Here is a 14,590-nt window from a genome sequence, read left to right on the forward strand (position 1 = left end):
GATCAGATGCTGCGTGTGGTTACACGGAACTTCCTTGGATCTGCATTGCGGTGTTGCGTGCTGCGCTAGAGTTCCTGGCCGAACATCAGGCGGTGGCCGTCGATGGTGCGTACACCGAATTCACGCATGCCCCAGGGTTTGTCGGCAAGCGGCTGGGTGAATTCGGCGCCCGCGGCGCGGTATTCCTGGAACAGGGCCGTGGCATCGGAAACCGTCACATAGCCATACCAGGAATGATCACCCAATTCCTGCGGCGGGATCGCATCGGTGCATTCGCCCAGCATCACCCGGAAGCTGCCGCGTGACATGAAGCTCCAGCCCGGCGCGGCGAAATCCATGGCCAAGCCCAGCACGGATGCGTAGTAGTCGGTGGAGCGCGCCAGGTCCAGTACGGCAAGTGTGTAACGGGTATGGGTCGGTTCCGACATGGCGTTCTCCGGGGGCTACAGGTGGCGCAACGGGTGCAGGCACGCCGTTGCCCTGGCTACGCCGGCAGGTTCATCTGCAGGCATTCTGCACGTCCCGGTCCAGGCCTGCACGCATGGACGGGGTGGCCTGCGCCCCGGCCGCTGCCAGCGCCGCGGTGCGCATGGCCTTGGCGCCATCGCACTGCTCGTTGCCCGCTGTGGTGGTGTAACGCACCTGCACGCGGCGCTGGCCAGGTATCACGGTGACGCCCGTGGGATCGGGTGCAGGGCCGTTTGCGCCCATCGACGCAGGCGCATGCTGGCGGCGTGCGGAGGTCTCGCCGGCCTCGCAGGGTGTGGATTGGTAACGGGTAACGCCCTGCGTACTGCTGCACTTGTAAACGGGCTGCGCGCTGGCCGGGAACGTGGCCAGGGCCAGAAGGATCAGACAGGTCTTTGTCATGCAGGGCTCCTTGCCGGGGGATCACAAGCCTGACCCGGGCGGGCCCTGCTGAATTGGCGATGGTAGGGGGAGACGGGGCCGCTCACCAGTACCAGGGCAGCAAGCTGGCCGAACATGCACCGTTGCCTGACCCGGGAGCACCCCCTGCGGTTTCACCGGTCGGGTATCAGCCCGTGTAGCCGCTTGTCGATCACCGGGCGATGCTGCGTCCGGATGTGGCCGGTGCGGGGCGTCTGGCTGTTGCAGCATGCAGGTTCTTCATTGCGGATGGAGTACGCATGGAACTGCTGGCAGGGAAATCCATCATCATCACCGGTGCCAGTTCCGGTATCGGCCGTGCCGCGGCCACGTTGTTTGCCGCCAACGGTGCGGCCGTGGTGCTTGCCGCACGGCGGGGCACTGCACTGGAACAGCTGGCTGCGCAGATTGCCGGTACCGGCGGCAGGGCGGTCTGGCTGGCCGGGGACGTTTGTCAGGAGAGTTTCGCCAAGGCACTGGTGACGTTGGCGATGGACAGCTACGGCGGGCTGGACGCGGCGTTCAACAACGCCGGCACGATGGGGCCACTGGGGCCTACAACGGCGCTGGAGCAGGCTGATTGGCAGCGCACGCTGGATACCAATCTCACTGCGATGTTCCTTGCCGCCAAATACCAGGTGCCGGCGCTGTTGCGCAGCGGTGCTGGCAGCCTGATTTTCACCTCGACCTTTGTCGGCCATACGGCAGGCTTTGCCGGCGCGGCAGCCTATGCGGCCAGCAAGTCCGGCATCATCGGCCTGACCCAGGCGTTGGCCTCGGAGTTCGGACCGCAGGGCCTGCGGGTGAATGCCTTGTTGCCTGGCGGCACCGATACCCCGATGGCGCATGAGATGAATGGCTCGCCGGAAGCGATGGCGCAGGTGGCGCGCATGCATGCGTTGAAGCGGATTGCAGAACCGCGCGAACTGGCGGCGGCGGCGCTGTTCCTGGCGTCGGACCAGTCCTCGTTCATGACTGGCGCGGCGATGCTGGTGGACGGTGGCGTGTCCATTCACCGCGGTTGATACGTTGAGCGCATGCCAGACGGGCGCCTTGCGGCGCCCGTCTGCTCCGGTTGGCCGCCTGCCGCCGAAGTTGGTGGTGATCCTCGACAGAAGGCGGCGTTTGCATTGTTCGCGTTTCCGCTCAATGCACCGGAATGTGCAGCTCCATCTGCGAGGCCGGATCAAACGGATCGTCAAAGCGCGCGTCGTAGCGCTCCAGATCAACGCCGTCCCTGGCCTGCAGTCCATGCTCGGCTAGCAGATGATCGTGGATGGCATGGAAGCTGGCACTGATCTGCGCGGCGGTGCCGGTATGGGTGAACACGGCATAGCGTTGCGCAGGAACCTGGAAGCGAACCATGCCTTCCGGAATCTGTGCGTCTGCAGCCACCTGGAGGCCGGTGATGTAGCGGACGGTGCCATCGGGTTGTGGCGCGCAGACGCCATAGCTGACGACAGGTTCGAGTTTGCCGGTGATCTCGTCCTCGCGCGGGATGAAGCGCTGCCAGAGTTCGGCGTAGCCATCTTCGCCTTCGCGGAAGAGTGCCTCCATCCCGATGACGGTGAAGGCGGGACGTTCGATGAGTGTGGGTTGCATGTAGGTGTTTCTTGTCAGAGGAGGCGTCGACGGGAAAGGGGGCCGCTGATGCGTAGGGCGTTCGATGGCGGCTGTCAGCTTCCGCTCTGCGCACGGTGATAGGCGACCAGGGCGTTGGCGTGGCCATGGCCGATTTTGTGTTGCTCCTTGAGGAAGGCCACCTGTTCCATGTGCTTCTTGTCCTCGAGCGTACCGAGCAGCTGCAGCCAGTGCGCTACTGGCTTGCCGTAGGTCTTCTCGATGGACGGGAAATACGACGCCGGGCCCTGGACTTTTTCGCTGCTGCTCATCGGCGTTTCCTGCAAAGGGAGGAGCTTGGGAATGATGCGGTAAAGCGCGGGCGTTGGCGATTCAGTGCGGGCGTGTCGCCAGGATTTCGGTAATGCGTGCCTTGGCTGCGTGAATGAATGCCGCCAGCTCGGCCGCAGGCCAGTGGGGAGTGCTGTCACCCTGGCCCAGATACAGCTGCCGGGCCTGGCTGACAATGGCGTGATGGTGTGCCGGCAACTGCGTCAGCAGCCAGTCGGCGGCGACATCCTTCGGCGCGATGTTTCCGGTCTGCGCGCTGTACCAGATGCGTGCCAGGGTAAGCACGATGTGGGCTTCCTCACCATCCCAGTCCTCCGCGCTATTCCACAACAACAGCGTGTCGGCCAGCGCCTGCTGGAAATCGCGCTTGGCTACCGGCGGCAGCAGCGCGGTGATGGCAGGGCCCTGCAGGGCGATGCTGTGCAGGCGTGCCTTCGTAAGGAGAATGGCGAGGTCCGGGTCCAGCGTGGGTGGTTCCAGGATGTCGGCCAGGATGTCCTGGCGCAGCCATTCGCCGAACTGCAGTTCACGGCGTGCGGGATGGCGCCAGGGCATCACTTCAGCTTGCGCGATCACCGTCGCTTCCAAGGCGCGCAGTGTTGGATGTTGGCCGGGTGGTGCCGAGATCGCCAGCAGTTCACGTTGCAGATGTCGCAAGGTGACGGTGTCGGGATGCTGGGCCACGATCACCAGCAGATCGATGTCGCTGCGTGGCTTCAAACCACCGTCGAGCGCGGAGCCATACAGGTAAATGGCGAGCAGGTTGGCTGCCAGTTGTTGCTGGATCACCTCGCAGGCGAGGGCGAGCTGTGGGGTGATGGCTTCGGGGACAGGTGCAGTCATGGCGTCGGGCAGACAATCGTGTCGCACCGATTGTGCCGTAAACAGAGCGGGCGCCTTGCGGCGCCCGTTCTTTGCAAAGCTTGCACTCTAACCCTTCCAGCGTGCGCGAGAAGACTGTAGTGCCGAGCCATGCTCGGCAGGGGCTTCACCAGCCAAAGCTGCCCTCACCCCACCCCTCTCCCGTGAACGGGAGAGGGGCTCAAGCTGTAGTGCCGAGCCATGCTCGGCAGGGGCTTCACCAGCCAAAGCTGCCCTCACCCCAACCCCTCTCCCGTGAACGGGAGAGGGGCTCAAACTGTAGTGCCGAGCCATGCTCGGCAGAGGCTTTACCAGCCAAAAGCTGCCCTCACCCCAACCCCTCTCCCGCAGGCGGGAGAGGGGCTTGAGCAAGGCAGGGCTTTGCCGATCAGTAGCGGTAATGGTCCGGCTTGAACGGGCCTTCGACCGGTACGCCGATGTAGTCGGCCTGTTCCTGGGTCAGGGGGGTCAACTTGACGCCGATCTTCTCCAGGTGCAGACGGGCCACTTCTTCGTCCAGCTTCTTCGGCAGCAGGTACACCTTGTTCTCGTAGCTGTCCTTGTTCGCCCACAGGTCAATCTGTGCGAGCGTCTGGTTGGCAAACGAGTTGGACATCACGAAGCTCGGGTGGCCGGTGGCGCAGCCCAGGTTGACCAGGCGGCCTTCGGCCAGCAGGAAGATCGCGTTGCCGTTCGGGAACACGTACTTGTCCACCTGCGGTTTGATGTTGATGTGCTGCACGCCCTTGTAAGCCACCAGCGCATCGACCTGGATCTCATTGTCGAAGTGACCGATGTTGCAGACAATGGCCTGGTCCTTCATCGCGCTCAGGTGCTCGATGCGGATGATGTCCTTGTTGCCGGTGGTGGTGACGTACAGGTCAGCACGGCCCAGGGTGGATTCGATGGTGTTGACCTCGAAGCCTTCCATCGCGGCCTGCAGGGCGCAGATCGGGTCGATTTCGGTGACCACCACGCGCGCGCCGTAGGCACGCAGCGAAGCAGCACAGCCCTTGCCCACGTCGCCGTAGCCGCAGACCACGGCCACCTTGCCGGCCAACATCACGTCCATTGCGCGCTTCAGGCCATCGGCCAGCGACTCCCGGCAGCCGTACAGGTTGTCGAACTTGCTCTTGGTGACCGAGTCGTTGACGTTGATCGCCGGGATCAGCAGGGTGCCGGCCTGGGCCAGCTGGTACAGGCGGTGCACGCCGGTGGTGGTCTCTTCGGAGACGCCCTTCCAATCCTTGACCACGCGGCCCCAGTAACCCGGGCGCTCGGTGGCAACGCGCTTGAGCAGGTTCTTGATGACCTGTTCTTCGTGCGAGGAGGCCGGCTCATTGACCCAGTTGCTGCCGTTCTCGAGCTCGTAGCCCTTGTGGATCAGCAGGGTGACGTCGCCGCCGTCATCGACCACCAGCTCCGGACCGGTCAGGGTGCCGTCGGCCAGGGTGAAGGTCAGCGCGTCCAGGGTGCAGTCCCAGTACTCTTCCAGCGACTCGCCCTTCCAGGCGAACACCGGCGTGCCGGTGGCGGCAATCGCGGCGGCAGCGTGGTCCTGGGTGGAGAAGATGTTGCACGAGGCCCAGCGCACGTTGGCGCCGATGTCCTTCAGCGTTTCGATCAGCACCGCGGTCTGGATGGTCATGTGCAGCGAGCCGGTGACGCGCACGCCCTTCAGCGGCAGCTCGGCCTGGTACTTGCGACGGATCGACATCAGGCCCGGCATTTCGTGCTCGGCGATGTCCAGTTCCTTGCGGCCCCAATCGGCCAGCGAGATGTCGCGGATCTTGTAATCACCTTCCTGCGAGAAGGTCGAGGCAACAGCGTTCATTCAAAGCTCCGGTGTGGTGCGAGCAGGCTCGCGTTCGCCGGGCGCCGTTGTTGCATGAAAGACCGTCCGAGCCTGGCCGTGGGGTGTCCATGCAAGGCATGGCCAGCTTCATCCAGCGGTCGCAGCGCCCCTCGGAACGGGCTGGCCATTATATCCCGGGCGCGCCCGGCTTCCGCAGGCCCAACCAACGGCAGGGGCCAGTGCTGATGGGGATTGTTAAGTTGGCCCATTGTCCCTGTGTTTGAGGATTGCCATGAATCTGTCCCCCTCCCGCCGTCGCCGCCACGCCTCGGCCGCATTGGTGCTGTGTGCCGGCCTGTTGCTGGCCGTGCCACCGGTGCTGGCGCTGAGCCCGGTGGTGCCGCCGCAGGCCAAGCAGCAGGGTGAAGGCTACCGGCTGCCATCGGCCGCGCTGCAGGCGGTGGTGGACGCCCCGCGTGCGCCCAGCCTGTACCTGTCGCCCAAGCGTGACCTGACTGCGCTGCTGCAGACCCCGGCGCTGCCGTCCATCGCCCAGGTGGCGGCCCCGGAGCTGAAGCTGGCCGGCCTGCGCATCAATCCCAGAACCGTATCCGACAGCCGCTTCTCGTTCGGCAGCAAGCTGTGGCTGGCGTCCACCGCCGATGGCAAGGAGCGCCAGATCAGCGGCCTGCCGCAGCCGTTGTCGGTGGCCTCGCTGGCATGGTCGCCGGACCAGAAGTACCTGGCTTTCAACCAGCTGGACCCGGCCAGCGGCGCCAATGAGTTGTGGCTGGTGGATGTGCAGACCGCCAGTGCGCGGCGTGTGGCCGAGCGCCTGAACAGCATTGTCGGCAACGGTTACGCCTGGCTGCCGGGCGGCGACGCACTGCTGGTGCTGCAGCGCCCGGCCGGACAGGGGGAACCGCCGCAGGGCAATGGCGTGCCCACTGGGCCGGCCGTGCAGCAGACCGAGGCCGGGCAGGGCGTGCGCTCGGTGCGCACCTATCAGGACCTGTTGAAGAACGAAGACGACGCGCGCCTGTTCGCCTACTACCTGCAGGCCCAGCCGGTGCGGGTGTCGATCACCGGTGACAGCAAGCCGGTGGGCGCTGCTGGCATCTACCTGGGCCTGTCGGCCTCGCCGGATGGCAACTACCTGTTGAGCCAGCGTGTGCAGCGGCCGTTCTCTTATGCGGTGCCGGTCAGCCGCTTCCCGCGCGATATCGAAGTGCTGGATGCGCAGGGCAAGCTGGTGCACACCGTGGCGCGTCTGCCGCTGGTGGATGGCCTGCCCACCGGCAACGATGCCGTGCCCACCGGCGTGCGTTCGATCAGCTGGCGCGCCGATGCGCCGGCCACGCTGGTCTGGGCCGAGGCGCAGGACGGCGGTGATCCGTCACGCGAGGCCAAGGTGCGCGATGCGGTGATGATGCAGTCCGCGCCGTTCGAGAAGCCGCCGGCAACCCTGGCGCAGCTGGGCTCGCGCTATGCCGGCGCCACCTGGTCCAGCGGTGAGTTGGCCCTGCTCGACGAATACTGGTGGAAGAGCCGCCAAGTGAAGCAGTGGAAGATCGCGCCGGACCATCTGGACCAGCCGGCCACCCTGTTGAGCGAACGCTCCGAGGATGACCGCTACGGGGACCCCGGTGAACCGCTGCTGCAGAGTGATGATGCAGGCCGTGCGCGGTTGCAGCTCAGTGATGATGGCAAGGCCTTCTTCCGCATCGGTGCGGGCGCATCGGCCGAAGGTGACCGTCCGTTCCTGGATCGCGTGGATCTGGCCAGCGGCAAGAGCGAGCGCCTGTTCCACTCGCAGGCGCCGTATTACGAAATGCCGCTGGGCATCATCGAAGGCGAGGGCGGTCGCATCCTGACCTACCGAGAATCCAATGATGTGCCGGCCAATCTGTTTGCCCGTGGCCTGGCCGCCGATGCGCAGCCGGTCGAACTGACCCACTTCGCCCATCCGCTGCCGCAGCTGCGTGGGGTGAAGAAGGAGCAGATCCGCTACAAGCGCAACGATGGCGTCGAGCTGACCGCCGACCTGCTGCTGCCGCCCGGCTATGATCCGAAGAAGGACGGTCCGCGCCCGGTGCTGATGTGGGCTTACCCGGCCGAGTTCAAATCCGCGGCCGATGCCAGCCAGGTCAGCGGCTCGCCGCATCGCTTCAATGCGATCAGCTACTGGGGTCCGCAGGCGTTCCTGGCCAAGGGCTATGTGGTGTTGAACAACCCGACCATGCCGATTGTCGGCGAGGGTGACACCGAGCCGAACGACACCTATGTGCAGCAGCTGGTGGCCAGTGCGCAGGCGGCGGTGGATGAGGTGGTGAAGCGTGGCGTGGGTGACCGCGAGCGCATCGCCGTGGGTGGCCATTCCTACGGCGCGTTCATGACTGCCAACCTGCTGGCGCATACGCGCCTGTTCAAGGCCGGCATCGCGCGTTCGGGTGCGTATAACCGCACGCTGACGCCGTTCGGTTTCCAGGCGGAGGAGCGCAATTACTGGCAGGCGCAGGAGGTCTACCAGAAGATGTCGCCGTTCAATTACGCCGACAAGATCAAGGACCCGATCCTTTTCATACACGGCGTGGACGACAACAACTCCGGCACCTTCCCGATCCAGAGCGAGCGCATGTTCGCCGCAGTGAAGGGCTTGGGCGGTACCTCGCGGCTGGTGATGTTGCCGAACGAATCGCATGCCTACCGCGCCCGCGAGTCGATCATGACCATGCTGGCCGAAAGCGAAGACTGGCTGGACCGCTGGTTGGGTGCCGAAGCTGGCAAGAAGCGCTGACGAACGAATCCCTCCCTTTTGCGCGCAGCGCAAAGGGGAGGGCTGGGGAGGGGTAGTCGTTGGTGCCCAATGTAGTGCCGAGCCATGCTCGGCAGAGGCGTTACCGGTAATGCCCCATGCCGAGCATGGCTCGGCACTACAGGTGAAGCGCTGCCATTTCGTCATGTCCTCGAACTGACTGATCCTGCGTACCTTTCTGTCCAAAAGGACAGCGGCCAGACAACATTCAAATGCAACTGTTTCAGGTTTGGTGCACCGCAAAATTGTGCCGATTTTTGCGGTAGGCTTGACGGGTTTCCGCTCTTCAGGCTCTCCGTCGTAGATGAACGAGTACCGCAGCAGCGTTGTCTTCGCCACCCCCGACCTGCCTCTGCGCGACGATGTACGTCGCCTTGGCGCGCTGGTTGGTGATCTGATTTCCGAACAGGTATCGCCCGGCTTCCTCGACGAGGTGGAAGACGTGCGTACGGCAGCGATTGCCCGACGCGAAAGCCAGGCACCGCTGGCTTCGCTCAGCGCGCAGCTGGCTGGCCGTTCGCCGCGCGATGCCGAGTCGCTGGTGCGTGCTTTCAGTACCTACTTCCAGGTGGTCAACATCGCCGAGCGCGTGCATCGCATCCGTCGCCGTCGCGACTACCAGCGTGCAGGTACCAAGCGCCCGCAGCCGGAAGGCCTGCATGACGCCCTGCTTGCGCTGAAGGCGCAGGGCGTGACGCCGGAAGAGCTGGCGCAGTGGTTGCCGCAGATCGACATCGAACCGGTGTTCACCGCGCATCCCACCGAAGCGGTGCGTCGCGCGTTGCTGGAAAAAGAACAGCTGATGGTTGCCGCCTTGGTCGACAACCTCGACGGCCAGCGTACGCCGGGCGAACAGGCGGCTGATGCGGCACGATTCCGCATGGCCTTGACCGCCTCATGGCAGACCGCCGATTCCTCGCCGGTGCGGCCAACCGTGGATGATGAGCGCGAGCATGTCGGCTTCTACCTGACCCGCGTGCTGTACCGGGTGATCCCGGTGTTCTACGAATCGCTGGAACAGGCGCTGCGCGACACCTGGGGTCGCACCCTGCCGCTGCCACGCCTGCTGCGCTTCGGCACTTGGGTGGGCGGTGACATGGACGGCAATCCGAACGTGGACGCCGGCACCATCACCAATACCTTGAACGCGCAGCGCAACGCCGTGCTCGCGCTGTACCTGAAGGACATGCTGGCGCTGGCCAGCCTGCTCAGCCAATCGACCGAACTGGTCGGTGTCAGCGAGCAGGTGCTGGCACGCGTGGTGGAATACCAGCAGCTGCTGCCTCAGGTGAAGTCGCGCCCGCGTCACGCCGACATGCCGTACCGCCTGCTCAACGACCGCATGCGTGCACGCCTGCAGGCCACCGTGGAAGATGCGCCGGGCGCCTATGCATCGCCGGAAGAATTCATCCATGACATCCAGCTGATCCTGGACAGTCTGGAAGCCAACAAGGGCAAGCATGCCGGTTGGTTCTCGGTGCGTCGCCTGCTGTGGCGGGTGCGCACGTTTGGGTTCCATCTGGCGCGGCTGGATGTGCGGCAGGAGTCGAGCGTGCATTCGCGCGCGCTGGCCGAAGTGCTGGGCGGGCAGGATGCGTTCGATGCGCTGGACGATGTCGCCCGCGCGCAGCTGCTGTCGCCGTATGCGGCCGGCAGCGCAGTGCTGGCACGTGGCGAGGACGAGGCCGGGCAGCGCCTGGACAAGGTATTCGCGGCGCTGGCCGACGCACGCCGTCGCCACGGTGCCGATGCCCTGGGCAGCTACATCATTTCGATGGCGCATGATCGCGGTGACGTGCTGGCGGTACTGGCGCTGGCGCGTCGCGGTGGCCTGGTCCATGCGGACAATGCCGTGCCGCTGGATATCGCACCGCTGTTTGAAACCGTTGACGATCTGCAGCGCGGCACCGCCACGCTGCGCGACCTGCTGGCCGATCCGGTCTACCGCGCGCATCTGGCCGCGCGCGACAACGTGCAGATGGTGATGCTGGGTTACTCCGACAGCGGCAAGGACGGCGGTATCGCTGCCTCGCGCTGGGGCCTGCAGCATGCCCAGGTGGAGCTGCTGGATACCGCCGCCGAATACGGCGTCAAGCTGACCTTCTTCCACGGCCGTGGTGGTTCGATCAGCCGCGGCGGCACCAAGACCACGCATGCGGTGAACGCCTCGCCGCGCGGCAGCATCGGTGGCCGCCTGCGTGTCACCGAGCAGGGCGAGGTAATCCATCGCAAGTACGGCATCCGTGCCCTGGCGTTGCGCTCGCTGGAGCAGTCGGCTGGCGCGGTATTGCGCGCCAGCCTGCGCCCGCGTGCCGAGGAGCCGCGCGAGGAGCAGTGGAAGCCGGTGATGGCGCTGGTCGCCGAAAAGAGCTCGGTGGCCTACCGCGCTTTTGTCGGCGATGCGCAGTTCATGAATTACTTCCGCCAGGCCACGCCGATCGATGTGATCGAGCGCATGACCCTGGGCTCACGTCCCTCGCGGCGTCTGGGCCAGGATGCGGCGCTGAGCAACTTGCGCGCGATTCCATGGGTGTTTGCCTGGAGCCAGGCGCGTGCGGTGATCCCGGGCTGGTTCGGCGTGGGCAGTGGCCTGCAGGCGGCGGCCGATGCCGGGCATGAGCAGACCTTGCGCGAGATGGCGCACGACTGGCCGTTCTTCGAGACCTTCCTCGACGATATGTCGATGGTGCTGAGCAAGGGCGACATCCACATCGCCGAACAGTTCTCGCGGCTGGCCGGTCCGCTGCATGATCAGTTCTTCCCGCTGATCCGCGAGGAGTTGGCATTGACCGCGCATTGGGTCAAGCGCCTGAGCGGCCAGCAGGAACTGCTGGAACAGGATCCGCGGCTGGCCTTGTCGATCCGCCTGCGCAATCCCTATATCGACCCGATCAGCATCCTGCAGGTGGACCTGCTGCAGCGCTGGCGCGCAAGCGACCGCCAGGACGAAGGCCTGCTGCGCGCGCTGGTGGCCTGCGTCAACGGCGTATCGCAGGGCGTGCAGAACACCGGCTAACCAGCATGTAGTGCCGAGCCATGCTCGGCAGAAGCCTTCCCAGCAAAGCCAAACAGGTAGTGCCGAGCCATGCTCGGCAGAGGCTTTCCCAACAAAGCCAAAAAAAGGTAGTGCCGAGCCATGCTCGGCAGAGGCCTTCCCAGCAAAGCCAAACCGTAGTGCCGAGCCATGCTCGGCAAGGGGCTCGACTAGTAACGCCCCTGCCGAGCATGGCTCGGCACTACAGGCCTGCCAGCTTCGCGGCTCACGCCGCTCCCACAAAAGTCCTATGCAGTCGGCACCGACAAATCGGCCTCGCCCGAGGGATTGCTCTGCAGCAGCTCCAGATGACGCTGCTCCATTTCCTGGCGCAGCTGGCGGCGGATCTGCGCGGCCGCGAAGCGCCGCTTCTCATCGCTGGTCTCAGGCTGCAGCGGCGGTACCGGCGTCGGCCGGCCATCGTCATCCACCGCCACCATGGTGAAGAAACAGCTGTTGGCGTGGCGTACCGCGCCCTTGCGGATGTCCTCGGCCACCACCTTGATGCCGATTTCCATCGACGAGGTGCCGGTGTAGTTCACCGAGGCCAGGAAGGTCACCAGTTCGCCCACGGCGATGGGTTGGCGGAAGGTCACCTGGTCCACCGACAGGGTCACCACATAGTTGCCTGCATAGCGGCTGGCACAGGCATAGGCGACCTGGTCGAGCAGGCGCAGGATCGCGCCACCGTGGACCTTGCCGGAGAAATTGGCCATCTCCGGCGACATCAACACGGTCATCGACAACTGGTGGGCTTTGTGTTCGTTCATGGCAACAACTGCAGATGCGGGACGAGCAGGCTACACCGTAGGCGCGTGGCGTGCGCGGCAGCCGAATGTAGTGCCGAGCCATGCTCGGCAAGGTGCGTTACCGGGAAGACCTCTGCCGAGCATGGCTCGGCACTACAGGGGGGGCCTTACTGGAAGTTGTAACGCACCACGTGGAAGAACACCGGCGCGGAGAACACCACCGAATCCAACCGGTCGAGGATGCCGCCGTGGCCTTCGATCATCTCGCCCCAGTCCTTGGCACCCAGGCTGCGCTTCACTGCCGACAGTGCCAGCCCACCCAGGAAGCCGCAGATCACGATCAGCAGCGACAGTGCCGCCGACTGCAGTGGCGAGAACGGGGTGATCCACCACAGCGCCGCGCCCACGCCGGTCGCTGCCAGGCCGCCGCCAACCAGGCCTTCCACCGTCTTCGACGGGCTGACCAGCGGCGCCAGCAGGTGTTTGCCGAACAGCTTGCCGAACACGTACTGCAGCACGTCGCTGAGCTGCACCACCAACAGCAGGTAGAACAGCAGCATCAGGTTCTGGCCTTCGTAGCCGGGGATGCGCAGCAGCATCAGCGCCGGTGCATGGCTCAGGCAGAACACGGTGAGCATCACACCCCACTGGATCTTGGTGTTGCGCTCCAGGAAGTTCTCGGTGTCACCGGACAGCGCAGATACCGCCGGCAGGGCGAGGAAGCCGTATACCGGGATGCACATCACGAACAGGCCGTACCAGTCGATGCCGATCAGCCAGTACTGCAGCGGGATGGCGACATAGAAGCACAGGCACAGCGCCAGGTGATCGCCGCGGCGGGTGGGCGTCAGCGAAATGAACTCACGCAATGCAAAGAACGACAGCAGGCCAAAGAACACCAGCGTCGCGATCTTGCCGAGGACGAAGCAGAACAGCAGCACCGCGGCCATCACCCACCAGGCGCGGATGCGGGCGTTGAGGTTGTCCACCACCGAGCCGGGCTTGACCCGGCCGAGGATGAAGCCGATCGCGCTGGCGAGTATCAGCACGCCGAACACGCCACCGATCATCCACCAGAAGCTGGGCGGTGCGCGGTCGATGGCCTGCTGCAGGAAACTGCCCAGCGGCAGCTGTTGGAAGACGTTGTTCATGCCAGCTCCACCACGGCGTTGCGGGCGCGTTCCAGGAACTGCGCCTTGTCCTCATCGGCGATGCGGTTGAGCGGCGCACCAAAACGCGCCGTGCACACCAGCGGTACCGGCACCAGGCTGCCCTTGGGCAGGGCACGGCGTGCATTGTCCAGGTACACCGGCACCAGTTCCACATGCGGATAGTGCTGTGCGAGGTGGAACAGGCCGGCCTTGAACGGCTGCGGCAGCGGCTCGTGGTTGCGGGTGCCTTCCGGGAACAGGATCAGTGAATCGCCGGCATCCAGTGCGTCATGCAGTGGCTGCAGCGGATCGCCAACGCATTTGCTGCGGTCGCGCTCGATCAATACCGCATTGAAGCCCTTGTCGGCGATGACCTTGCGTACGCCCTTGCTCCAGTAATCGCGCGCGGCCACTGGCCGGGTACGCTCGCGCAGTGCCGGCGGCAATGCCGACCACAGTGCCACGGTATCCAGATGGCTGGCGTGATTGGCGAAGTAGATGCGCTGGGTGTCGGTGGGGCGACTGCCTGCCCAGCGTGGGTAGGCGCCAATGAAGACCTTGACGGCGGCGACCAGCAGGCTGGATAGCATCAGGCACTTGCCTTCAGTTGCGCGGCGATGGCGCGGATGCGGGTAATACAGGTGAGCAGCGAGCCGGCGGCGATGACGATGGCGGCTGTAGGCAGTACGTAGGCGGTATTGCCGACCAACTGTTCGATGATGGCCAGTACGCAGGCAATGGTAAGCACCGCCATGCGGTGCTGCTTGGCCATGGGCCCACGGAAATCCTGCGGCAGGCCGAGGCTGGCGCCGGACAGGCGCACGTAGGCGGTGAGTGCGGCGAGCAGGGCCCCCAGCCAGCCCAGCCACGGCATGCCAGCGGCATAGCCCAGGGCGACGATCAACAGCGAGTCGGCGATGCGGTCGGGGTACTCGTTGTACAGCGCACCGGTGGGGGTCTGCTTGCCGCCTTCCATTGCCACCATGCCGTCGAGCAGGTTGCAGATCAGCCGTAGCTGGATACCGACGGCACAGGCGATCAGGCCGGGGATGCCGGGCCAGTACAGCAATGCGGCGGCGCCTGCGGCAGCAAAGAAGATGCTGAGTACCGAAATCTGGTTCGGTGTGACGGATGAGCGTGCCAGCGCGGCGCTGAGGGCTCGGGCCCAGCCGGTGGAACGGGCGGCAATTGGTCGACGGTCTTCCTTTCCCATGGGCCGATGGTAGTGCATTGGCGGTGACGGGGGACAGATTGGATGGCGTTGTGGCGGTAGAGGTGGGTGGGGAGGGTGTTGTTGAAGATGTGCGGAGTGGGCTTTCCAGCCTCTGCTTCTGTGGTCGCTTTTGTTGTGGCTTTGGCTTTTGTTGTGGCTTTGGCTTTGGCTTT

13 protein-coding genes and 1 riboswitch are annotated in these 14,590 nt (G+C 65.0%); of the genes, 3 read left to right on the top strand and 10 right to left on the bottom strand.

Going from position 1 to position 14,590, the window contains the following annotated elements; all coding sequences use genetic code 11:
• Nucleotides 1-65: 65 nt before the first annotated feature.
• Together B2527_RS14780 and B2527_RS14785 are read right to left on the bottom strand one after the other, a co-directional pair.
• Complete coding sequence (locus B2527_RS14780; RefSeq protein ID WP_293715178.1) at nucleotides 66-428, bottom strand: VOC family protein; 363 nt, start codon at nucleotides 426-428, stop codon at nucleotides 66-68.
• Nucleotides 429-498: 70 nt separating this feature from the next.
• Nucleotides 499-870 carry a DUF4124 domain-containing protein gene (locus tag B2527_RS14785; protein ID WP_293715179.1) on the bottom strand — a complete coding sequence of 124 codons (372 nt, stop codon included), beginning with the start codon at nucleotides 868-870 and terminating at the stop codon, nucleotides 499-501.
• Between the two features lie 278 nt (nucleotides 871-1,148).
• Between B2527_RS14785 and B2527_RS14790 the strand changes: the two genes are divergently transcribed.
• Nucleotides 1,149-1,913 (top strand): SDR family oxidoreductase, encoded by a 765-nt coding sequence (locus tag B2527_RS14790; RefSeq protein ID WP_293715182.1) that lies wholly within the window; start codon nucleotides 1,149-1,151, stop codon nucleotides 1,911-1,913.
• A 121-nt stretch (nucleotides 1,914-2,034) separates the two neighbouring features.
• Here the strand turns inward: B2527_RS14790 and B2527_RS14795 are convergent, their stop codons facing one another.
• The 4 genes from B2527_RS14795 to ahcY form a co-directional block, all read right to left on the bottom strand.
• Nucleotides 2,035-2,490: a GyrI-like domain-containing protein gene (locus B2527_RS14795; protein WP_293715183.1), complete on the bottom strand. Its 456-nt coding sequence runs from the start codon at nucleotides 2,488-2,490 to the stop codon at nucleotides 2,035-2,037.
• A 74-nt stretch (nucleotides 2,491-2,564) separates the two neighbouring features.
• Nucleotides 2,565-2,780, bottom strand: a complete 216-nt coding sequence (locus B2527_RS14800) for a DUF4287 domain-containing protein (RefSeq protein ID WP_293715186.1) — start codon at nucleotides 2,778-2,780, stop codon at nucleotides 2,565-2,567.
• Between the two features lie 61 nt (nucleotides 2,781-2,841).
• Nucleotides 2,842-3,642 (bottom strand): aminoglycoside adenylyltransferase family protein, encoded by an 801-nt coding sequence (locus tag B2527_RS14805; protein WP_414717102.1) that lies wholly within the window; start codon nucleotides 3,640-3,642, stop codon nucleotides 2,842-2,844.
• A 406-nt stretch (nucleotides 3,643-4,048) separates the two neighbouring features.
• Complete coding sequence (ahcY, locus tag B2527_RS14810) at nucleotides 4,049-5,494, bottom strand: adenosylhomocysteinase (protein WP_293715189.1); 1,446 nt, start codon at nucleotides 5,492-5,494, stop codon at nucleotides 4,049-4,051.
• A 32-nt stretch (nucleotides 5,495-5,526) separates the two neighbouring features.
• Nucleotides 5,527-5,633: riboswitch (S-adenosyl-L-homocysteine riboswitch) on the bottom strand.
• Nucleotides 5,634-5,747: 114 nt separating this feature from the next.
• Here ahcY and B2527_RS14815 point away from each other — a divergent pair.
• Nucleotides 5,748-8,252 (top strand): prolyl oligopeptidase family serine peptidase, encoded by a 2,505-nt coding sequence (locus tag B2527_RS14815; protein WP_293715192.1) that lies wholly within the window; start codon nucleotides 5,748-5,750, stop codon nucleotides 8,250-8,252.
• 322 nt (nucleotides 8,253-8,574) lie between these two features.
• On the top strand, nucleotides 8,575-11,286 hold the full coding sequence (ppc, locus tag B2527_RS14820) for a phosphoenolpyruvate carboxylase (RefSeq protein WP_293715195.1): 2,712 nt from the start codon (nucleotides 8,575-8,577) through the stop codon (nucleotides 11,284-11,286).
• Between the two features lie 266 nt (nucleotides 11,287-11,552).
• Here ppc and B2527_RS14825 read toward each other — a convergent pair whose 3' ends face one another.
• The 4 genes from B2527_RS14825 to B2527_RS14840 all read right to left on the bottom strand — a co-directional run bounded on the left by B2527_RS14825 (nucleotide 11,553) and on the right by B2527_RS14840 (nucleotide 14,417).
• A complete protein-coding gene (locus tag B2527_RS14825; protein WP_293715198.1) occupies nucleotides 11,553-12,074 on the bottom strand; it encodes an acyl-CoA thioesterase in 522 nt (173 codons plus the stop codon).
• A 146-nt stretch (nucleotides 12,075-12,220) separates the two neighbouring features.
• Entirely contained in the window at nucleotides 12,221-13,123 is a 903-nt protein-coding gene (locus B2527_RS14830) for a phosphatidate cytidylyltransferase (protein WP_293715355.1), read from the bottom strand.
• 77 nt (nucleotides 13,124-13,200) lie between these two features.
• Entirely contained in the window at nucleotides 13,201-13,794 is a 594-nt protein-coding gene (locus B2527_RS14835) for a lysophospholipid acyltransferase family protein (protein WP_293715201.1), read from the bottom strand.
• Nucleotides 13,794-14,417 carry a CDP-alcohol phosphatidyltransferase family protein gene (locus B2527_RS14840; protein ID WP_293715203.1) on the bottom strand — a complete coding sequence of 208 codons (624 nt, stop codon included), beginning with the start codon at nucleotides 14,415-14,417 and terminating at the stop codon, nucleotides 13,794-13,796. The genes B2527_RS14835 and B2527_RS14840 overlap by 1 nt, the downstream gene beginning before the upstream one ends.
• Between the last annotated feature and the right edge of the window lie 173 nt (nucleotides 14,418-14,590).

This window comes from Stenotrophomonas sp. UBA7606 (assembly GCF_002477705.1).
Taxonomy (GTDB): Bacteria; Pseudomonadota; Gammaproteobacteria; order Xanthomonadales; family Xanthomonadaceae; genus Stenotrophomonas.

Coding starts and splice junctions, on each gene's coding strand:
- B2527_RS14780 (WP_293715178.1), bottom strand. CDS start 428: ATGTCGGAACCGACCCATACCCGTTACACACTTGCCGTACTGGACCTG.
- B2527_RS14785 (WP_293715179.1), bottom strand. CDS start 870: ATGACAAAGACCTGTCTGATCCTTCTGGCCCTGGCCACGTTCCCGGCC.
- B2527_RS14790 (WP_293715182.1), top strand. CDS start 1,149: ATGGAACTGCTGGCAGGGAAATCCATCATCATCACCGGTGCCAGTTCC.
- B2527_RS14795 (WP_293715183.1), bottom strand. CDS start 2,490: ATGCAACCCACACTCATCGAACGTCCCGCCTTCACCGTCATCGGGATG.
- B2527_RS14800 (WP_293715186.1), bottom strand. CDS start 2,780: ATGAGCAGCAGCGAAAAAGTCCAGGGCCCGGCGTCGTATTTCCCGTCC.
- B2527_RS14805 (WP_414717102.1), bottom strand. CDS start 3,642: ATGACTGCACCTGTCCCCGAAGCCATCACCCCACAGCTCGCCCTCGCC.
- ahcY (WP_293715189.1), bottom strand. CDS start 5,494: ATGAACGCTGTTGCCTCGACCTTCTCGCAGGAAGGTGATTACAAGATC.
- B2527_RS14815 (WP_293715192.1), top strand. CDS start 5,748: ATGAATCTGTCCCCCTCCCGCCGTCGCCGCCACGCCTCGGCCGCATTG.
- ppc (WP_293715195.1), top strand. CDS start 8,575: ATGAACGAGTACCGCAGCAGCGTTGTCTTCGCCACCCCCGACCTGCCT.
- B2527_RS14825 (WP_293715198.1), bottom strand. CDS start 12,074: ATGAACGAACACAAAGCCCACCAGTTGTCGATGACCGTGTTGATGTCG.
- B2527_RS14830 (WP_293715355.1), bottom strand. CDS start 13,123: ATGATCGGTGGCGTGTTCGGCGTGCTGATACTCGCCAGCGCGATCGGC.
- B2527_RS14835 (WP_293715201.1), bottom strand. CDS start 13,794: ATGCTATCCAGCCTGCTGGTCGCCGCCGTCAAGGTCTTCATTGGCGCC.
- B2527_RS14840 (WP_293715203.1), bottom strand. CDS start 14,417: ATGGGAAAGGAAGACCGTCGACCAATTGCCGCCCGTTCCACCGGCTGG.